The sequence below is a fragment of the Actinoallomurus acaciae genome, from assembly GCF_042429965.1.
Taxonomy (GTDB): domain Bacteria; phylum Actinomycetota; class Actinomycetes; order Streptosporangiales; family Streptosporangiaceae; genus Actinoallomurus; species Actinoallomurus acaciae.
Genome location: NZ_JBHLZP010000108.1, coordinates 1 through 19,095, shown reverse-complemented (window position 1 = coordinate 19,095; position 19,095 = coordinate 1). Strand labels below are relative to the sequence as shown.

Annotated in this window: 15 protein-coding genes; 1 reads left to right on the top strand and 14 read right to left on the bottom strand. The window is 71.0% G+C overall.

Features of this window, described 5'->3' with window-relative positions; translation table 11 throughout:
* Positions 1 to 931 (top strand): YncE family protein (locus tag ACFFNX_RS16840; RefSeq protein ID WP_378202315.1); only part of this gene is annotated, 931 nt, incomplete at its 5' end.
* A 4-nt stretch (positions 932 to 935) separates the two neighbouring features.
* Here ACFFNX_RS16840 and ACFFNX_RS16835 read toward each other — a convergent pair.
* The 14 genes from ACFFNX_RS16835 to ACFFNX_RS16770 all read right to left on the bottom strand — a co-directional run bounded on the left by ACFFNX_RS16835 (position 936) and on the right by ACFFNX_RS16770 (position 18,882).
* Positions 936 to 1,508, bottom strand: a complete 573-nt coding sequence (locus ACFFNX_RS16835) for a YceI family protein (protein ID WP_378202313.1) — start codon at positions 1,506 to 1,508, stop codon at positions 936 to 938.
* Between the two features lie 232 nt (positions 1,509 to 1,740).
* A complete protein-coding gene (locus ACFFNX_RS16830; RefSeq protein ID WP_378202310.1) occupies positions 1,741 to 3,204 on the bottom strand; it encodes a glutamate synthase subunit beta in 1,464 nt (487 codons plus the stop codon).
* 13 nt (positions 3,205 to 3,217) lie between these two features.
* A complete protein-coding gene (gltB, locus tag ACFFNX_RS16825) occupies positions 3,218 to 7,762 on the bottom strand; it encodes a glutamate synthase large subunit (protein ID WP_378202319.1) in 4,545 nt (1,514 codons plus the stop codon).
* Between the two features lie 487 nt (positions 7,763 to 8,249).
* Positions 8,250 to 9,227: a hypothetical protein gene (locus tag ACFFNX_RS16820; RefSeq protein WP_378202307.1), complete on the bottom strand. Its 978-nt coding sequence runs from the start codon at positions 9,225 to 9,227 to the stop codon at positions 8,250 to 8,252.
* Positions 9,228 to 9,377: 150 nt separating this feature from the next.
* Positions 9,378 to 10,238, bottom strand: a complete 861-nt coding sequence (locus ACFFNX_RS16815) for a hypothetical protein (protein WP_378202304.1) — start codon at positions 10,236 to 10,238, stop codon at positions 9,378 to 9,380.
* A 406-nt stretch (positions 10,239 to 10,644) separates the two neighbouring features.
* Positions 10,645 to 11,421: a hypothetical protein gene (locus tag ACFFNX_RS16810; protein WP_378202301.1), complete on the bottom strand. Its 777-nt coding sequence runs from the start codon at positions 11,419 to 11,421 to the stop codon at positions 10,645 to 10,647.
* Positions 11,422 to 11,514: 93 nt separating this feature from the next.
* The gene (locus tag ACFFNX_RS16805) at positions 11,515 to 12,243 is read right to left on the bottom strand and encodes a VIT1/CCC1 transporter family protein (RefSeq protein ID WP_378202298.1); all 729 of its coding nucleotides are present in this window, start codon (positions 12,241 to 12,243) and stop codon (positions 11,515 to 11,517) included.
* A 19-nt stretch (positions 12,244 to 12,262) separates the two neighbouring features.
* Complete coding sequence (lgt, locus tag ACFFNX_RS16800) at positions 12,263 to 13,516, bottom strand: prolipoprotein diacylglyceryl transferase (RefSeq protein ID WP_378202295.1); 1,254 nt, start codon at positions 13,514 to 13,516, stop codon at positions 12,263 to 12,265.
* Between the two features lie 109 nt (positions 13,517 to 13,625).
* Positions 13,626 to 14,471 carry a DsbA family protein gene (locus tag ACFFNX_RS16795; protein WP_378202292.1) on the bottom strand — a complete coding sequence of 282 codons (846 nt, stop codon included), beginning with the start codon at positions 14,469 to 14,471 and terminating at the stop codon, positions 13,626 to 13,628.
* 39 nt (positions 14,472 to 14,510) lie between these two features.
* Complete coding sequence (locus tag ACFFNX_RS16790) at positions 14,511 to 15,011, bottom strand: MauE/DoxX family redox-associated membrane protein (RefSeq protein ID WP_378202289.1); 501 nt, start codon at positions 15,009 to 15,011, stop codon at positions 14,511 to 14,513.
* Between the two features lie 233 nt (positions 15,012 to 15,244).
* Positions 15,245 to 16,066 (bottom strand): tryptophan synthase subunit alpha, encoded by an 822-nt coding sequence (gene trpA / locus ACFFNX_RS16785; RefSeq protein ID WP_378202286.1) that lies wholly within the window; start codon positions 16,064 to 16,066, stop codon positions 15,245 to 15,247.
* A gap of 44 nt (positions 16,067 to 16,110) precedes the next feature.
* Entirely contained in the window at positions 16,111 to 17,349 is a 1,239-nt protein-coding gene (gene trpB / locus ACFFNX_RS16780) for a tryptophan synthase subunit beta (protein ID WP_378202283.1), read from the bottom strand.
* 98 nt (positions 17,350 to 17,447) lie between these two features.
* Positions 17,448 to 18,254: an indole-3-glycerol phosphate synthase TrpC gene (trpC, locus tag ACFFNX_RS16775; RefSeq protein WP_378202280.1), complete on the bottom strand. Its 807-nt coding sequence runs from the start codon at positions 18,252 to 18,254 to the stop codon at positions 17,448 to 17,450.
* Positions 18,255 to 18,462: 208 nt separating this feature from the next.
* Complete coding sequence (locus ACFFNX_RS16770) at positions 18,463 to 18,882, bottom strand: DUF2752 domain-containing protein (RefSeq protein ID WP_378202277.1); 420 nt, start codon at positions 18,880 to 18,882, stop codon at positions 18,463 to 18,465.
* Positions 18,883 to 19,095: the final 213 nt, after the last annotated feature.

Genomic DNA, 19,095 nt, shown 5'->3' with positions numbered 1-19,095 from the left:
CGCCGGCGAATACCGCGCGTACGTCGCGCTGGCCGGTGACTACCGGGTGGTCGCGGTCGACGCGGCGACGCGGGCGCCCGTCGGGCGGGCCATCACGACCGACGCGGCCCAGGGCGTCGCGGTCACGCCGGACGGCCACAAGGTCTACATCGCCGACACCGGCCAGTACGACGTGCTGGTCGCCGACGCGGTCACCGGCGAGATCCGGCCGGTGCACGTCGGGCCGTTCCCTCGGGACGTGGCGGTCTCCCCCGACGGCCGGAAGGTGTACGCCGCGGTGACCGGCGGCGACACCGGCAAGGGCGGCTCGGCCGTCGTCGCGGTGATCGATCCGGCCACCGACGAGGTGGTCCGGCGGATCCACGCGGGCACGGCTCCGCGCCAGGTCGTCTTCAGCGCGGACGGCCGGCGGGCCTACGTCAGCCACGACGGCGGCATCGCGGTGATCGACGTGTCGAGTGACCGGGTGGTGCGGTCCATCAGCGATCCGTTCTGCCCGCAGGGCATCGCGGTCGACCCGGCCGGGCGGAGGCTGTATGTGGCCGAGCCGCCCGCGGGCCGGGTGTCGGTGCTCGACACGGCGACCGGCCGGGTGGTGGGCCGGATCGCCGCGGGTGACCAGCCGTGGGCGGTGGACGTCACCCCGGACGGCACGAAGGCCTACGTCGCGCAGATGAACGACAACGCGGTCGCCGTGGTCGACACGGCGACCGGGCGGGTGCGGGCCACGATCGGCGTGGGAAAGCTGCCCGCGTCGGTCGCGGTGACGCCGGACGGCTCGGAGGTGTGGGTCGGCAACGTCTTCTCCGGCAGCGTCTCGGTGATCGGCGTCGCCTCCGGTACGGTCGTCGCGACGATCGCGGGTGGCAGCGGCACGAAGCCGATCGACGCGGCCCCGGTGGGGATCGCCTTCGGCCGGGCGCCCTCGTGAGGCGTCAGGAGCCGTGCACGGCCTGGATCTCCAGGCCGATCTCGATCTCGTCGCCGAGCATGAGCCGGTCGCCCTGGAGCGGGATGTTGAACTCGATGCCGTAGTCGGAGCGCAGGATCCGGGTGGAGGCGGTGAACCCGGCCCGGAGGCCGCCCCACTGGTCGGTGCCGGCGCCGTGGAACTCGGTGAGCAGGCTGACCGGGCGGGTGACGCCGCGGATCGTCAGGTCGCCCTCGACGGTGTAGCGGGGATGACGGGCCCGGCGGCCGGTGCGGGCCGGCGCGACGGAGGTCGCGGTGAAGGTCATGGCCGGGTGGTTCGCCGCGTCGAGGATCCGGGAGGAGCGGATGAGCTCGTCCCGCTCGGCGTTTCTCGTGTCGATCGAGGCGATGACGACCTCGGCGACGACGGTGGAGGCGAAGACGTCGTCGGCGATGTCGATGCGCCCGCTGAACTCGGTGAAGACGCCGCGAACCGTCGTCATCATGTGCCGGAGGCTGAAGGTGATCTCCGAGTGGTCCGGATCGATCCGCCATGTCCCGGCGGTGATCTCCGGTGCGGTGATGGTCTCCGTCATGTCCTTCTTTCCCGAAGCCGCGCTCTCGAGCGCACCAGGGTAGTTGAAACGGCACCAAGAACGCACATCGACCGTCGATTCGCATCACAGAGGGCACTCGTGATAAGCGGTCGGTCTGTCCGCACTTCGGCCACGATGCCCGGGTCTCGGCGTCGGAGAGACCGATCCGGGGAAACGACGGACGCCCTGCCGTACCCCTCTCGGGAGGGTGCGGCAGGGCGTCCGGTGTGGATCAGACGAGCGGCCGTGCGGTCGGCGGGATCGCGGTCGGCAGGGCGGTGCGGCCCATGAGCCACCGGTCGACACCGGCCGCCGCGGACCGGCCCTCGGCGATCGCCCAGACGATCAGCGACTGGCCCCGGCCCATGTCGCCCGCGGCGAAGACGCCCTCGACCGAGGTGGCGTACGTGCCGTCGCGTACGACGTTGCCACGCTGGTCCAGTTCGACGCCGAGCTGGTCGAGCAGGCCCTCGCGCTGCGGGCCGAGGAAGCCCATGGCGAGGGTGACCAGTTCGGCCGGGATCTCCCGCTCGGTGCCGGGAATCGGCTTGAAGCGGGTCTCGGGCCCCTCGACGTCGACGACGCGCAGTGCCTTGACGCGGCCGTTCTCGTCACCGACGAACTCCAGGGTGTTGACCGCGTAGGCGCGGTCGCCGCCCATGCCGTGCAGCTCTTCGTGGGCCGACTCCATCTTGAACAGCATGGGGTAGGTCGGCCACGGCTGGCCCGCGGGCCGCGCCTCGGGCGGCCGCGGCATGATCTCCAGCTGGGTGATGGAGCGCGCGCCCTGGCGTACGGCCGTGCCGATGCAGTCGGCGCCGGTGTCGCCGCCGCCGATGACGACGACGTTCTTGCCCTCGGCGCTGATCGGCGAGACCTCCAGGTCGCCCTCCTGGACCCGGTTGGACGGCGGCAGGTACTCCATCGCCTGGTGCACGCCGTCCAGCTCACGGCCGGGGACGGACAGGTCACGCCAGACGGTGGCGCCGCCGGCCAGCACCACGGCGTCGTAGGCCGCGCGGAGCTGGTCGGCGGTCACGTCGACGCCGGCGTTGACCGAGGCGCGGAAGTCCGTGCCCTCGGCGCGCATCTGCGCGATCCGCCGGTCCAGATGCGCCTTCTCCATCTTGAACTCGGGGATGCCGTAGCGCAGCAGCCCGCCGATCCGGTCGGCGCGCTCGTACACGACGACGTCGTGGCCGGCGCGGGTGAGCTGCTGGGCGGCGGCGAGCCCGGCCGGGCCCGAGCCGACCACCGCGACCCTCTTGCCCGTACGGACCGCGGGCGGCTGCGGCGTCACCCAGCCCTCGGCGAACGCCCGGTCGATGATCTCGACCTCGACCCGCTTGATCGTGACGGGGTCGGAGTTGATGCCGAGCACGCACGCGGACTCGCACGGCGCCGGGCACAGCCGGCCGGTGAACTCCGGGAAGTTGTTCGTGGCGTGGAGGCGTTCGATCGCCTCGCGCCACGCGCCCCGGTGGACCAGGTCGTTCCACTCGGGGATGAGGTTCCCCAGCGGGCAGCCGTTGTGGCAGAACGGGATGCCGCAGTCCATGCAGCGTGACGCCTGCTTGTTCAGCGAGCCTTCGGGGAAGTCCTCATACACCTCGCGCCAGTCGCGGATCCGTACGTCGACCGGGCGACGCTTCGGGAGCTCGCGCTGATGGGTCAAAAACCCCTTCGGGTCGGCCATGTCGTCTCCCCCTTCACCCGTTGCTGGCGGCCATGACCGCCTCGTCGATGTCGCGGCCCTCGGCCTCGGCCCTGGCCCGTGCGGTCAGCACACGCTTGTAGTCGCGCGGCATGATCTTTCCGAAGCGCGTCACGGCCGCGTCCCAGTCGGCGAGCAGCCCGGCGGCGACCTCCGAGCCGGTCTCGGCCCGGTGGCGGGTGACGATGTCGTGCAGGTACGCGCGGTCGTCCTCCTCCAGGGGTTCGAGTTCGACCATCTCCAGGTTGATGCGCTCGGGGTGCAGGTCCAGCACGTAGGCGACGCCGCCGGACATGCCGGCCGCGAAGTTGCGGCCGGTCGGGCCGAGCACGACGGCCCGACCGCCGGTCATGTACTCGCAGCCGTGGTCGCCGACGCCCTCGACGACGGCGGTGGCTCCGGAGTTGCGGACGCAGAAGCGCTCGCCGACGACACCGCGGATGAACGCCTCGCCGGAGGTGGCGCCGTACAGCATGACGTTGCCGGCGATGATCTGTTCTTCGGCGGCGAACGACGACTCCGCGGGCGGGCGCACGGTGATGCGCCCGCCGGACAGGCCCTTGCCGACGTAGTCGTTGGCGTCGCCGATGAGGCGGAGCGTGACGCCGCGCGGGACGAAGGCGCCGAACGACTGACCGGCCGATCCGGTGAAGGTGATGTCGATCGTGTCGTCGGGCAGCCCGCCGGCCCCCCACTTGCGGGTGACCTCGTGGCCGAGCATGGTCCCGACGGTGCGGTTGACGTTGCGGACCGGTATCTCCAGCTTCGTCGCGTGCCCGTAGGCGATGGCGCCCTCGGCGAGCTGGATCAGCGTGTTGTCCAGCGCCTTCTCCAGGCCGTGGTCCTGGCCGGTGGTGTTGTGCAGCGGCGTGCCCTCGGGCAGGTCCGGCAGATGCAGGATCGGCGTGAGGTCCAGCCCGGAGGCCTTCCAGTGGTCGACGGCCTTGGCGGTGTCGATCAGCTCGACGTGGCCGATCGCCTCGTCGAGGCTGCGGAAGCCGAGCGCGGCCAGGTACTCGCGCACCTCTTCGGCGATGAACTCGAAGAAGTTGACGACGAACTCCGGCTTGCCGCTGAAGCGCTTGCGCAGCTCCGGGTTCTGCGTCGCGACGCCGACCGGGCAGGTGTCGAGGTGACAGACGCGCATCATGACGCAGCCGGACACCACGAGGGGCGCGGTGGCGAACCCGAACTCCTCGGCGCCGAGCAGCGCCGCGATGATCACGTCGCGGCCGGTCTTCATCTGCCCGTCGGTCTGCACGACGATGCGGTCGCGCAGGCCGTTGAGCAGCAGCGTCTGCTGGGTCTCGGCGAGGCCGAGCTCCCAGGGCGCGCCGGCGTGCTTGATCGAGGTCAGCGGTGACGCGCCGGTGCCGCCGTCGTGGCCGGAGATGAGCACGACGTCCGCGTGCGCCTTGGAGACGCCGGCCGCGACCGTGCCGACGCCGACCTCGGCGACGAGCTTGACGTGCACGCGCGCCGCGGGGTTGGCGTTCTTCAGGTCGTGGATGAGCTGGGCGAGGTCCTCGATCGAGTAGATGTCGTGGTGCGGCGGCGGCGAGATGAGGCCGACGCCGGGCGTGGAGTGCCGGGTCTTGGCGATCCACGGGTACACCTTGTGCGCGGGGAGCTGGCCGCCCTCGCCGGGCTTGGCGCCCTGGGCCATCTTGATCTGCAGGTCGTCGGCGTTGGTGAGGTATTCGGAGGTCACGCCGAACCGGCCGGAGGCCACCTGCTTGATCGCCGAGCGGCGCAGGTCGCCGTTGGCGTCCGGGGTGAACCGCTCGGGGTCCTCGCCGCCCTCGCCGGTGTTGGACTTGCCGCCGATGCGGTTCATCGCGATGGCGAGGTTCTCGTGCGCCTCGGCGGAGATGGAGCCGTAGGACATCGCGCCGGTGGAGAACCGCTTGAGGATCGACTCGGCCGGCTCGACCTCCTCGATCGGCACCGCCGGCCGGTCGCCCTCGCGCAGTTCGAACAGCCCGCGCAGGGTCATCAGCCGGGTCGCCTGGTCGTCGACGAGCCTGGTGTAGTCCTTGAACAGCTCGTAGCGGCGGGTGCGGGTCGAGTGCTGGAGCTTGAAGACCGTCTCGGGGTTGAACAGGTGGTGCTCGCCCTCGCGGCGCCACTGGTACTCCCCGCCGACCTCCAGGGTGCGGTGCGCCGGCGCGTTGCCGCTCGGCGGGTACGCGCGCCGGTGCCGCTGGGCGACCTCCTCGGCGAGCACGTCGAAGCCGACGCCGCCCAGCCGTGAGGTGGTGCCGGCGAAGCACTCGTCGATGACCTCGGCGCCCAGGCCGATCGCCTCGAAGATCTGCGCGCCGGTGTAGGAGGCGACCGTGGACACGCCCATCTTGGACATGATCTTCAGCACGCCCTTGCCGTACGCCTTGACCAGGTTGCGCACGGCGGTGGCCCGGTCGCCGGCGAGGTCGCCGGCCTCCACCAGGTCCTCGACCGTCTCGATGGCGAGGTAGGGGTTGACCGCGGACGCGCCGTATCCGATGAGCAGGGCCATGTGGTGGCACTCGCGGGCGTCGGCGGTCTCGACGACGAGGCCGACCCGGGTGCGGCTCTTCTCGCGGATCAGGTGGTGGTGGACGGCGCCGGTGAGCAGCAGCGACGGGATCGGTGCCTGGGAGGGCCCGGCGCCGCGGTCGGACAGGACGAGGATGCGTGCGCCGTTCTCGATCGCGGTCGAGACCTCGTCGCAGATCTCCTCGAGCCGCTGCGACAGCGCCGCTCCCCCGCCGGACACGTCGTACCGGCCGGACACCACGTACGGGGCGAACCCGGGCAGGTCACCCTCGTCGTTCACGTGGAGGATCTTGGCGAGTTCCTCGTTGTCGAGGATCGGCGTGGGCAGCACCAGCCGGCGGCACGAGTGCGGACCCGGCGTGAGCAGGTTGCTCTCGGGGCCGAGGGTGGACTGCAGGCTCGTCACCAGCTCTTCGCGGATGGCGTCGAGCGGCGGGTTGGTGACCTGCGCGAACAGCTGCTTGAAGTAGTCGAACAGCTGACGCGAGCGGCTGGACAGCACGGCCGGGGGCGTGTCGGTGCCCATCGAGCCGATCGGCTCGGCACCGGTGCGGGCCATCGGCGCGAGGAGGATCTTGAGCTCCTCGGAGGTGTAGCCGAAGATCTGCTGGCGCCGGACCAGGTTCTCGTGCGTGACGTGCTGCAGTTCGCGCTGCGGGAGCTCCTCGAAGCGGATCAGCCCGGCGTGCAGCCACTCCTCGTACGGGTGCTCGGCGGCCAGCTCGGCCTTGATCTCGTCGTCCTCGACGATGCGTCCCTGCGCGGTGTCGACGAGGAAGATCCGGCCGGGCTGCAGGCGGCCCTTGCGGACGACCTTGGACGGCTCGATGTCGAGCACGCCGGCCTCGCTGGCCAGGACGACGAAACCGTCGTCGGTGACCCAGAAACGTCCCGGGCGCAGGCCGTTGCGGTCCAGCACGGCGCCGACGACGGTGCCGTCGGTGAAGGTGACGCTGGCCGGGCCGTCCCAGGCCTCCATCAGGGTCGAGTGGAACTCATAGAAGGCCCGGCGCGCCGGGTCCATCTCCGTGTGGTTCTCCCACGCCTCGGGGATCATCATGAGCACCGCGTGGGGCAGCGACCGGCCGCCGAGGTGGAGCAGTTCGAGGCACTCGTCGAACGAGGCGGTGTCGCTGGCATCGATGTCGATGACGGGGAAGATCCGCGACAGGTCGCCCGGGAGGACGTCGGAGGACAGCAGCGCCTCGCGTGCCCGCATCCAGTTGCGGTTGCCCTTGACCGTGTTGATCTCGCCGTTGTGCGCGATGAAGCGGTACGGGTGGGCCAGTTCCCAGGCCGGGAAGGTGTTGGTGGAGAACCGCGAGTGCACCAGGGCGATCGCGCTGGCGTAGCGCCGGTCGGACAGGTCGGGGAAGAACGGCTCCAGCTGCGGGGTGGTCAGCATCCCCTTGTAGACGATCGTGCGGCTGGACAGGCTCGGGAAGTAGACCCGCGCGTCCTGCTCCATGCGCTCGCGGGCGCAGAAGACGACGCGGTCCAGCTCCAGCTCGCGGGCGCCGCTGCGCGCGGTGAGGAACAACTGCGCGAAGTGCGGCATGACACGCCGCGCCGTCGGCCCGCAAAAGTGCGGGTCGTAGGGCAGCTCTCGCCAGCCGAGGACGGTCAGGCCCTCCTCGTCGGCGATCCGCTCGACCGTCTCCACGGCCGCGACGCGCTCGGCGGAGTCGGCCGGCAGGAACGCGATGCCCACGGCGTACGTGCCGGGCTCGGGCAACGCGAAGTCCACGGCCTCGCGGAAGAGCTCGTCCGGAATCTGCGTGAGGATCCCCGCACCGTCGCCGTCGTCGGGCTCGGCGCCCTTGGCGCCACGGTGATCGAGGTTCCGGAGGACGGTCAAGGCTTTGACCACGATATCGTGGCTCTTACGTCCGGCCAGGTCAGCGACCATGCCCACACCACAGGCATCGTGCTCGTTGGCCGGGTCGTACAGGCCTTGACGCTCGACGCGTCCTTGACCTGAAGTCATGGCGGCAGGCACCATCAGCCCTCCCGTCGTCTCGTTCTGCTCCTTCATCAGTGCAGTCTTGGGACGACGTTGGCCCTGCTGCGGTGACTAGAGGTTACAGCACTGTCTGTTTCATCCCCGACGCGACATGATCGCGAAACTTACCTAACTGTTCCCATCTAGCCTCAAAGCACTGCGTGCCCGGATAAATTCCTCCAAAAAGCGGGCCCGCAGGTGACGCCGATCACTCTTCGGGCCGTGGCCCGCATGCCGCTTTCCCTTCGGGCCGCCGTCTCCGGCCTCGGGCGATGGCGCGTCCCCGCCCGGCCGCGCCGCCGGGTCCAGGGGCTCTTCCGCCGCCGGTGGCGGCCGGCCGGCAGCCCGTCGAGAGGACGACCGAAAAGCGGATGCCGACCGGAATCCGGGCACCCCGCTGCGCTCCGTGTCAGATACCGGCCGGTACCTGCCGAAACGCGGCGTGGAACCGGCCGGCCTCCGGCAGGTCAGTTGCGGTGGAAGAGGATCAGTTGCGGTGGAACAGGAACTGCTTGCCCGCCTGCAGCACCGTCGAGCTCGGGCTGATCGTGTCGATGCCGTAGCTGTCGCCGTGGGTGCCGTCCGCGCGTCCGGCCCAGCCGACCACGACGAAGTGGCCGTACGCGCCGCTCTCCGCGCCCGTCGTCGACGTGCCGAACTTGTCCACCGGCGAGGCACCGCTGATCGGCTGGAAGAAGCCCTTGTTCGCCTTGGGGTCGAGGTCGTCGATGAACGCGTTGGCCGAGGTGACGTCCTTCAGGTTGAAGATCGCCATCTGCCCCACCCATTTCTGGTCGGCCGACACGTACGCGGCGCGGACCACCTGGGTGCAGCCGTAGCCCTGCAGCGCCGTCTGCAGGGCCGCGCCGGTGACGGCGCCGACGCAGTTGGTGTCGAGCCGGCCCGTGCCCTGGACGTTGAAGACCGTGTTGTCGCTGGAGTCCTTGTAGGACTTGGCCTCGGGGTCGGCGAACACCTCATCGAGGGTCAGCGGCTTGGAGTCCTTGCTCGCGGTGTTCAGGGAGTCCCACAGCGACCAGGACTTCATCGAGTTGTAGGTCGTCGGCTTGCCCACGCCCGAGGCGACCGGCGGCCCGCCGCCCGAGGACGGCGAGCGGCTCGGCGTCGCCGAGGGGCTCGAGGAGGCGGTGTCGTCACCGCTGCCGGAGGCGGCCAGGTAGTACGCCCCGCCCAGCACCACGCAGACGAGGACCACCGCGGCGACGATCACCATGGTGATGATGCCCGCGCTGCTCTTCTTGGGCGGAGGGTACTGCCCCATCGGCGGCGGGCCCATCGGAGGCTGGCCGCTCGGCAGCGGCTCCGGTCCCTGCCAGCCCGAGATCGGCGACTGCGGATATCCCCCGGCGGGCGGGCCCCCGTACTCGCCGGGTGAGGGCGTGCCCCACGGCTGCCCTCCGGAGGGCGGCTGGCCAGGTCCCATCGGCGGGTAGGGGTAACTCATCTCGGATCTCCTCGGGGGGACACCGCTCATCGGTGATTGAGATAGAGCTTAGAGCGTGATTCGCGGCGTTTGCCGTGTTCCCCGCCCTGTACTTCGCGCTGTGACGGACTCGGGAGTTCTTCGTTCGGCGCGAGCGGGCCCGGAAAACCCCTATTCGCCCTTGCCAGTGCCGGTCGCGCGGACGAGGACGGCGCCCGGCCGGCCCGTGGTGACCAACAGGGACAACAGGGCGGCGTCGCTCTCATCGCCCGAGCCGTCGGTGCGCTGGACCCAGGTGATGACCGCGTAGTGGCCCATCGCGACGCCGCGCGCCGTGCTGAAGGCCCGCCCGAACGACACCGAACGCGGCGGCACGAGCGGGAAGCCGTTGCCGGCGCGCGGGTCGGCCTCGGCGACCACCTGGTCGGCGCCGCGCGCGTCGGCCAGGTTGAAGATCGTGACCATCGCGGCGAACCGGTCGTCGGAGTAGGTGGCACGCGCCACCTGGGTGCAGCGTGCCCGCTCGAGCGTACCGGCCAGCCGGGGGCCCCAGATGGCCGACGTGCATCGCGAGTCCAGTTGGGAGGCGGTCAGCTTCAGCGACGCCTTCGCGTCGGTATCACTGATCTTCTTGGGGGTGAAGACCTCCGCCGCGGTGAGGGGCTTGGTGTCCTTCGCACGGTCGGCGATCGCGCTGAAGGCCGCGGTCGAGGCCGCCTGGGAGTACGCGGACGCGAGCGGCCCGTCGGAGCGCACGTTCGTCACCGAGGGCGGCGGCGCCGTGCCGGGCGTTCCACCGTCACCGGTGAAGGCCACGACGGCGACCACCACGATCACGGCGAGGAGCACGACCGCACCGGCGGCGGCGAAGTAGGCCACGGGCGGAAGCGCCGCGGTACGCCGCTGCAGGCGGCGTGTTAGCGACGCGTCCTCACTCGGCGGTCCCTCGTCGTACGAGGACGCCCCCTGATGCGCGTCCTCGTAGGGCGGCGGTCCGTCATACGGCGCTTCCTCGTACGGCGGCGGAGGCACGTCGCCCCGGCGGCGGCCACGCGGAGCCCGACGCGGACGGCGTCGCGGCGGCCCCGAAGGCCCCTCCTCGTACGAGGGCGCCTCGTCGTATGAAGGCCCGCCGTCGTAGGGCGACCGCCCGTCATAGGGCGGCGCGTCGTCGTACTGAGGCGGGAAACCACCCTCATACGACGACGGAGGCGCCTCCCCCCGGCGGCGGCCACGCGGAGCCCGACGCGGGCCGCGTCGCGGCGGCCCCGAAGGTCCGTCCTCGTACGAAGACCCACCGTCGTAGGACGACCGCCCGTCATAAGACGCCGCGTCGTCGTACTGAGGCGGGAAACCACCCTCGTGCGACGACGGCGGAGGTGCTCCGTCGCGGCGGCGGCGCGGGTCTCGTCGTGGGCCGATCCGGCCGGCCATCTCGCTAACCGCCGACGAGGACGAGCCGCTCCCAGACGAAGTCGTCGGCCCTCTCGATGGCGATGCTCGCGTCGAGCAGTTCGTTCATGGTCTGCGGCTGCGCGCCGCCGGCCCGCTCGACCCAGCTGATGACCACGTAGTGGCCGAAGGACTGGCTGTAGGCCGCGCTGAACCCGTTGCCGAAGTTCTCGGCGCCCTGGGCGGGCAGCGGCGACACGAAGCCCGCGCTGCTGTTCGGGTCGAGGTCGCGGACGATCTGCTCGGCGCCCTGCAACTGCTCGAGGTTCATCGCGACGAACTGGCCGAGGTACTTCTTGTCCTGGCTGACGTACGCGCCGCGCGCCACCTGGGTGCAGCCGTACTTGCGCAGGTCGTTCTGGAGCTGCTGGCCCCAGGTCGCCGACGCGCAGTCCGACAGCTTCGAGCCCACCAGCGTGAAGTGGTAGTTGCCGTGGCTGACCGACTTGGCGTCGTCGCCGAAGACCTCGTTGTCGTTGAGCGGGCGCTTGTCCTTGCTGCGCTCGTTGAGCTTGTTCACCAGCGAGTTGGCCGGGGTGTTGACGTACACCTTCGGCGTCACCCGCGCGGCGGCGGCCGCCTGGTCCTTCTTGCCGTCACCGCCGCCCATCGCCACCACGGCGACGACGATGACAACGATGAGCGCGACCACGGCCGCGCCACCGATGATCAGAAGGTTGCGGTTGGACCCACGTGTCGGACGGCGCCGGCGCGAGGGCTTCCGCTCCCGCTCCTCGGCGTCGACGTATCCCATCTCGCTCACGAGCGGTGAGCTTAGCGAAGGTCGGACGTCGGCAAGTCCATATCGGCATGCTGCCTTACGGAAACCGGCCGCCCGGGGATGGGTTCGCGCACGTCAGAGGGTGTTCGAGCCGATCAGGGATCCGACCGCGAAAGTGAGGGCCGCCGCGACGCCTCCGAGGACCAGTTGCCGCAGCCCGCCGAACCACCACGACCGCGCCGTCACCCGCGAGACCAGCGCCCCCGCCCCGAACAGCCCGACCCCCGCCAGCGCCGCGGCCGGCCACAGATTCTCCGCGCCCAGGAGGTAGGGCAGTACGGGCAGGCACGCGCCGACCGCGAACGACAGGAACGAGGATCCGGCGGCGAGCACCGGCGACGGCAGGTCGTCGGGGTCGACGCCGAGCTCCTCACGGGCGTGGACGCCGAGGGCCTCCTCCGGGTCGCGGGACAGTTGCCGGGCGACCTCGCGGGCCAGCTCCGGCTCCAGGCCGCGTGCCTCGTACAACTGGGCGAGCTCCAGCTCCTCGGCCGCGGAGTTGTGCTCCAGCTCACGGCGCTCGACCTCGATCTCGGCCTGCGCGAGCTCCGACTGGGAGGCGACGGAGATGTACTCCCCCGCCGCCATGGAGAACGCACCGGCCGCCAGCCCGGCCAGGCCGGTGAGCACGATCACCTGATGGTGGACGCGGCCGCCGGCCACACCCGCGATCAGGGCGAAGTTGGACACCAGGCCGTCCATGGCGCCGAACACGGCCGGGCGCAGCCAGCCGCCGGTGACGTCACGGTGCTCATGGTGGATCTCGGCCCGCGGACGACTGGTCGCGCCGTCAACGGCACTCATGGGTAACTCCTGGGGGTCTCTACTTCCCCTCGCCCGGCTCCGCGCCGGTCGAGGCCTTCTCCCTGCCGTCGCCCTTGTCGGCCTCTTCGGCCTCTTCGCCGCCCTGCCCGGCCTCGCCCTCGGTCTCGTCTTCGGCGCTCTCGGCGTCGTCCTCGAGCGTCTCGGGGGCCTCGTCGGCGGCGGTCTCCTCGCCGGTCCCGGGCTCCTCGGGAGCCTCGGGAGCCTCGCCGTTCGAAGCCTCTGCCTCACGCGTCTTGTCCTCCGGCTCTCCCGAAGCCTTCTCCTCCGCGGCCTCGGCCTCTGGAGCCTTCTCCTCCGCAACCGTCTCCTCGGAGGCCTCCTCCTTCGCGGGCTCCTCCGGCTCGGCCGTCTCCGGCTCGGTGGCGGCCGCGCTCTCGGCGTCGGACTCGGGCTCGGGCTCGGATTCGGGCTCGGGCGCGGGCGCGGGCGTGCCGACGGCGCCCTCGGGGATCTCCGTACGGTCGCGGTAGAAGTAGAGGTAGGCCGCCGCGCCGAGGAAGACGATCAGCGCGGTCCAGTCGTTCAGGCGCAGGCCGAGGACGTGGTGGGCGGGGTCGACGCGCAGCCACTCGGTCCAGGCCCGGCCGACCGTGTAGGCCGCGACGTACAGCGCGAAGGTGCGGCCGTACGCCAGGCGGAACCGCTTCTCCGCCCAGATCACCAGCAGGGCCACCCCGATGCACCACAGCGACTCGTACAGGAACGTGGGGTGGTACGTGGCGATGTCCGGGGTCTTCGGCGGGCGATGCGCGGGGTCGATCTTCACGGCCCACGGAAGCTTGCTGGGGCGGCCGTACAGCTCCTGGTTGAACCAGTTGCCCCAGCGGCCGATGGCCTGCGCCAGCGCGATGCCCGGCGCGGCGGCGTCGGCGAAGGCGCGCAGGGAGATGCCGCGGCGGCGGCAGCCGAGGTAGGCGCCGAGCGTGCCCGCGGCGACCGCGCCCCAGATGCCGAGGCCGCCGTTCCAGACCTCCAGGGCACCGACGGGGTGCCAGTTCTTACCGAAGTAGAGCTGGTAGTCGGTGATGACGTGGTAGAGGCGGCCGCCGACCAGCCCGAAGGGGACCGCCCAGACCGCGATGTCCACGACGGTGCCGGCGGTGCCGCCCCGGGCGACCCAGCGCCGCTCCCCGAGCCATACGGCGACGATCACCCCGAGGATGATCATCAGGGCGTATCCGCGCAGAGGCAGGGGCCCGAGATGGACGACCCCTTGGGACGGGCTGGGAATCGAGGCGAGCGGCTGCTGCATGAGATGTGACACTACCGGCATTGGGGTACGGGGCGATGACGATCAGGTGGCGAAAGGCCCGCCGTCCGCCGGTTCACGACCGGCGGACGGCGGGCATTCATCGCGTTCGTTACTTCTTGGGCGTCGCGGACGGGCTCGCGGAGGCGCTCGACGAGGGGCTCGCGGCGCCGCTCGACGACGGGCTCGGTGAGATGTCCATCGGCTGGGCCGCGAGGATGGCCTTCTCGAGGTTCTTCGCGTTGAGCAACTGGCTGTTGAGGTCCAGCGACTTGCCGTTGAGGAAGACGGTCGGCGTGCCGGTCACCTGGCGGGTCTGCTCGGCGTAGTTCGTCATGCTGTCGAGCTGGCTCTGCTTCTGGCCGCCGTTGACGCACTGCTCGAACTGCGGAGTGTCGAACCCGAGGTCCTTGGCCCAGCCGATCAGGTCCTTGTTCGAGAAACCGTTCGAACCCTCGGCCGGCTGGTGCTTGTAGATCGTGTCGTGGTACTGGATCCACTTGTCCGCCGGCGCGCACAGCGCCGCGTTGGCGGCGCGCTGGGAGTTGCCCTTGATCGGGTCGGGCTGCTGCTTGAACAGCCAGAACGGGTAGTAGAGGACGTTGACCTTGCCCTCCGAGGCGAGGCGCTTGATCGTCGCGCTGCTGGCGTTCTCGAACTCATGGCAGATCGGGCACTGGAAGTCTTCGAACAGCTCTAGCTTGGGCGCCTTGGCCCCCGGCTTGGACGCGAGGATCGCCCCGTCGGCCTGACGGGTCGTGGGGGCGAGCGCACCGGTGTAGGTGTTCGGGTCCTTCTTGTTGACGAAGTACACCGTGATGACCACGGCCAGCGCCACGACGACGAGCCCGCTGAGAGTGATCATCAGCCGGCGCATCCGCTGCTGCTTCAGCGCCTGCTTCTTGCGTTCCTCCGCCAGCCGCTCGCGGGCCGACCGCTGTCGAGCGGCCTTACTCATCTGGTCTCCTCTGGAATTTCAGTTTGAAGGCTGCGGCGGCTACAGTCCGAGCCACCGGTCGAGCGCGACCCTGCCGCGCGGGAACACCATGAGCCAGGCGGCCAGCACCAGGAACCCGAGATCCCGGAAGATCTCCCGCAGGTAGTGGGTCTGGCCCTTGGCGACCTGGCCTCCCCCACCGAAGCAGCCGCAGTCGATGGTCAGCCCGCGCGCCCACACCGAGATGATCCCGGCGATGAAGACGACGAACAGCACACCGACGCAGATCGCCATCGTCCGTGTCGCGAACCCGATGAGGATCAGCGCGGCGAGCGCCATCTCCAGCACCGGAAGACCGAGCGCGACGGGCCCGACCATGCTCTGGGGCAGAATCCGATAGGAGGACACCGCCACCTTCTGCAGCCCCTCGGCCTCGCTGAACTTGGCATATCCCGCAATCCCGAGAATAGCCGCGAGGAGAACACGCACCACAAGGGTGATCCATTCCCGCACCTGCGGAAATCGGGCTGCGCCTCCGGCGGCCGCTGCTTCTCCAGCCACAGTCGTTTCCTAACGCTCTCGCGATCCGGCCGCGCGCCAGCATAGGCGGTGAGCCATAAGTGTGCCGTCAAGCACGCGGGCACATCCTGTCACTTTGCCGCGCGCCGTGAGTGATCAAGGGGGTATCAGGCGGATCTTTGGCCCACCGTGGTCGGCCGAAACCGTACGCGGTGGGCCGGATGACCCCCGGCGGCACCTGAGCACCGCTCGCTACGAACGAGGCTTACCGCCCATCACGGACGACGCCGGACGCCGGCGGCGAGTTCTTCGCCGAGCAGCCGTACGGCGTCCAGTCCCTCCTGTGGCGACGGCGCGTCGAGCAGCCGGCGGATGAACGCCGAACCGACGATCACCCCGTCGGCGTAGGCGGCGACCTCGGCGGCCTGCGTGCCGTTGCTCACGCCCAGGCCCAGGCCGACCGGGAGCCCCGAGCCCGCCGGCATGGCCTTGCGGGTGCGCTCGACCAGGCGCGCCGCGCCCGTGTCGACGGCGGACCGGGCACCGGTGACGCCCATGAGGGACGCGGCGTAGACGAAGCCGCGGCAGACCTCGGTGATCGCGGCGAGGCGTTCGTCGGTGGAGCTCAGCGCGACGAGGAAGACCCGGTCGAGGTCGTGCGCGTCGGCGGCGGCCAGCCAGTCGCCGCCCTCCTCCGGCGTCAGGTCCGGCGTGATCAGACCGGCGCCGCCGGCCGAGGCCAGGTCGCGCGCGAACGCGTCGACGCCGTAGTGGTCCACCGGGTTCCAGTAGGTCATCACGAGCGTCGGAACACCGGTCGCGGCGACCGCCTCGACGGTGCGGAACACGTCGGCGACCCGGGCGCCTCCGACGAGGGCCTGGTGGACGGCGTCCTGGATCGTGGGGCCGTCCATCAGCGGATCGGAGTAGGGCAGGCCGATCTCGATGACGTCGCAGCCCGCCTCGACCATGGCCCTGGCCGCCGCGATCGACCCCTCGTAGGTCGGGAACCCGGCCGGCAGGTACCCGACGAGGGCCCCGCGGCCCTCCGCGCCGGCCTTCTCGAACGCCGTCGCGACCGTACGTCCCCCGCTCATGGGCCCTCCTTCGCCGGACTGGCGCGTGCCTTTGATCCGCTCGCTCATGGCGCGCTCCCGTCGCCGCCGACGAGCCCGAACCACTCGGCGGCCGTATGCATGTCCTTGTCACCGCGCCCGGACAGGCAGACCACGACGACCGGCTCCTGGTCGGCGCCGGCCGCGAGCTCCGGACCGATCCGCAGGGTGCCGGCGAGCGCGTGCGCGGACTCGATCGCCGGGATGATGCCCTCCGTACGGCACAGCAGCGCGAACGCGTCCATGGCCTCCGCGTCGGTGACCGCCTGGTAGATCGCCCGGCCGCTGTCGCGCAGCCAGGAGTGCTCCGGGCCGACGCCCGGATAGTCGAGCCCGGCCGAGACCGAGTGCGTCTCGCGGGTCTGTCCGTCGTCGTCCTGGAGCAGGTAGGTGCGCATGCCGTGGATGACGCCGACCGACCCGCCGGCGAGCGTCGCGGCGTGCCGCCCGGTGTCCAGGCCGTCGCCGCCCGCCTCGAAGCCGTACAGGCGCACGCCCTCGTCGGGCACGAACGCGTGGAAGACGCCGATGGCGTTGGAGCCGCCGCCGACGCAGGCGGTGACGGCGTCGGGCAGCCGGCCGGTCAGCTCGACGACCTGCCGGCGCGCCTCCACGCCGATGACCCGCTGGAAGTCGCGGACCATCATCGGGAACGGGTGCGGGCCCATCGTCGAGCCGATGCAGTAGTGGGTGTTCTCGACGCTGGCGACCCAGTCGCGGAACGCCTCGTTGCAGGCGTCCTTGAGCGTACGGCTGCCGGTCGTCACCGGGATGACCTCGGCGCCGAGCATGCGCATGCGGGCGACGTTGAGCGACTGGCGCACGGTGTCGACCTCGCCCATGTAGACCGTGCACTCCAGGCCGAGCAGCGCCGCGGCCGTCGCGGCGGCGACGCCGTGCTGGCCGGCGCCGGTCTCGGCGATGATCCGGGTCTTGCCCATCCGCCTGGTGAGCAGGGCCTGCCCCAGCACATTGTTGATCTTGTGGGAGCCGGTGTGGTTGAGGTCCTCGCGCTTGAGCAGCACGCGGACGCCGGCCTTCTCCCCGAAGCGCCTGGCCTCGGTGAGGAGACTGGGCCGCCCCGCGTACGTGGCGAGCAGGTGGTCGAGTTCGCCGCGGAAGGCCGGGTCGGCCATCGCCTCGGCGTGGGCGGTGGTCAGCTCGTCGAGGGCGGCCATCAGCGCCTCGGGGGCGAACCGCCCGCCGAAGCGCCCGAATCGGCCCGAGACGTCGGGCAGCGAAATGCCAGTGGCATGCGTGGTCATGAGTTGTGGTCCTGTCGCGTGTGAAGAAGAAAAGGGGCCTATCCGGTCGGTAGTGACGCGAATCGGCGCCATCGCTCGCGCAGGCTCATGGCCATACCCTACTTGCCCTGGCGCAATGCCGGATGGGTTCCGGCGGCGACGAGGTCGGCGACGGCCGATCGGGGATCCTTCCCCGTGACGAGGCTCTCGCCGACGAGGACGGCGTCGGCGCCCGCGGACGCGTAGGCCAGCAGGTCGTGCGGCCCGCGTACGCCGGACTCGGCGATCTTGACGATGTTGGAGGGGATCTTCGGCGCGATGCGGGCGAAGGCGGCGCGGTCGACCTCCAGCGTCGCGAGGTCACGCGCGTTGACGCCGATGACCCGCGCCCCGGCGTCGAGCGCCCGGGTCAGCTCCTCTTCGGTGTGCACCTCGACGAGCGGCGTGAGGCCGATCGACTCGGCCCGCTCGATCAGCGAGATCAGGGCCTGCTGCTCCAGCGCCGCCACGATGAGCAGCGCGAGGTCGGCCCCGTACGCCCGGGCCTCCCACAGCTGGTAGGAGGTGACGATGAAGTCCTTGCGCAGCACCGGCACGTCGACCCGGTTGCGCACCTGGGCGAGGTCGTCGATGTCACCGCCGAACTTGCGGCGCTCGGTCAGCACGCTGATGACGGAGGCGCCGCCGGACTCGTAGTCGGCGGCGAGCGCGGCCGGATCGGCGATCGCGGCGAGCGCGCCCTTGGAGGGGCTGCTGCGCTTCACCTCGGCGATCACGGCGACGCCCTGTCCGCGGAGCGCGCCGTAGCCGTCTTTGGGCGACGGCGCGTGGACGGCCATCTCCTTCAGCGCGTCGAGCGAGACCGCCTGCTGGCGCTCCGCGAGGTCGGCTCGCACCCCGTCGAGGATCTCATCGAGAACGGTCACCTGGCCTCCTCGCCCGCACGGGAGTGAGCGGAGCGAGCGACCCACTGGGCAAGGCGGCGTCGCTCGCGGAACCGACGAAGGAGTCCGCGTGAGCCGGCCCGAATGGCCCTCCGGTCCGCTCCGCTCAACGTATCGATCCCCTCGTTCGTGACGTCGTGTCTCCCGATCGTAGCCCGGCCCGGCCGCCGTCCCCGCCCCGGGTGCTCGGTCAGGGAGCGAGAGCGTGCCCGGCGGGCAGGTTACGGACGATCCAGAACACGATGGCGACCAGCGAGAAGATGATGATCAACCAGGGACGGAGCGCGCCGGCTCGCATCGGCCGCCCGCGCCGCAGGGCGATCGCCCACCGGACCCACAGGTAGGCGAGGAACGGCAGCGTCACGAACGCCAGCGCGTTGCGGCCGAACGCCTCGGCCACGTGCCCGTGCGTGAGGGCGTGGATCATGCGCAGCGAACCGCAGCCGGGGCAGTAGTAGCCGGTGATGGCGTAGAACGGGCAGGTCGGGTAGTGGCCGGGCTGGTTGGGGTCGACGGCCGCGAGGTAGCCGGCCGCACCCGCGACGGCGGCCAGCACCGCGTACGGCGCCCAGCGGCTCTGGCTCCCTCTCCACGTCCGCACGGTGGTCACGTCCCAAGGGTAGGCCGCGGCGCCGGTCCGTGGGCGGCGGTTCGCGCGGTGGCCCGACCTGGCCGGTACGGCCGGCCGGATAGCGGCCGGGCCGAAATGAGCCCACGCCGGGCGAGCGGAGATCCGCCGAAAAGGGATCCGCCCACCGGGCTCCCGCCCTCTCGCCGAAGGCCGTGATCGGCTCGGGCGGGGACCCCGGCCCGCCGCGCCCGT

Bases quoted from the DNA above. Each gene is read 5' to 3' on its own strand.
- lgt (WP_378202295.1), bottom strand. From the start codon at position 13,516: ATGCAGCAGCCGCTCGCCTCGATTCCCAGCCCGTCCCAAGGGGTCGTC.
- gltB (WP_378202319.1), bottom strand. From the start codon at position 7,762: ATGGTGCCTGCCGCCATGACTTCAGGTCAAGGACGCGTCGAGCGTCAA.
- trpA (WP_378202286.1), bottom strand. From the start codon at position 16,066: ATGAGCGGGGGACGTACGGTCGCGACGGCGTTCGAGAAGGCCGGCGCG.
- ACFFNX_RS16795 (WP_378202292.1), bottom strand. From the start codon at position 14,471: ATGAGTAAGGCCGCTCGACAGCGGTCGGCCCGCGAGCGGCTGGCGGAG.
- ACFFNX_RS16830 (WP_378202310.1), bottom strand. From the start codon at position 3,204: ATGGCCGACCCGAAGGGGTTTTTGACCCATCAGCGCGAGCTCCCGAAG.
- ACFFNX_RS16820 (WP_378202307.1), bottom strand. From the start codon at position 9,227: ATGAGTTACCCCTACCCGCCGATGGGACCTGGCCAGCCGCCCTCCGGA.
- ACFFNX_RS16835 (WP_378202313.1), bottom strand. From the start codon at position 1,508: ATGACGGAGACCATCACCGCACCGGAGATCACCGCCGGGACATGGCGG.
- ACFFNX_RS16805 (WP_378202298.1), bottom strand. From the start codon at position 12,243: ATGAGTGCCGTTGACGGCGCGACCAGTCGTCCGCGGGCCGAGATCCAC.
- trpB (WP_378202283.1), bottom strand. From the start codon at position 17,349: ATGACCACGCATGCCACTGGCATTTCGCTGCCCGACGTCTCGGGCCGA.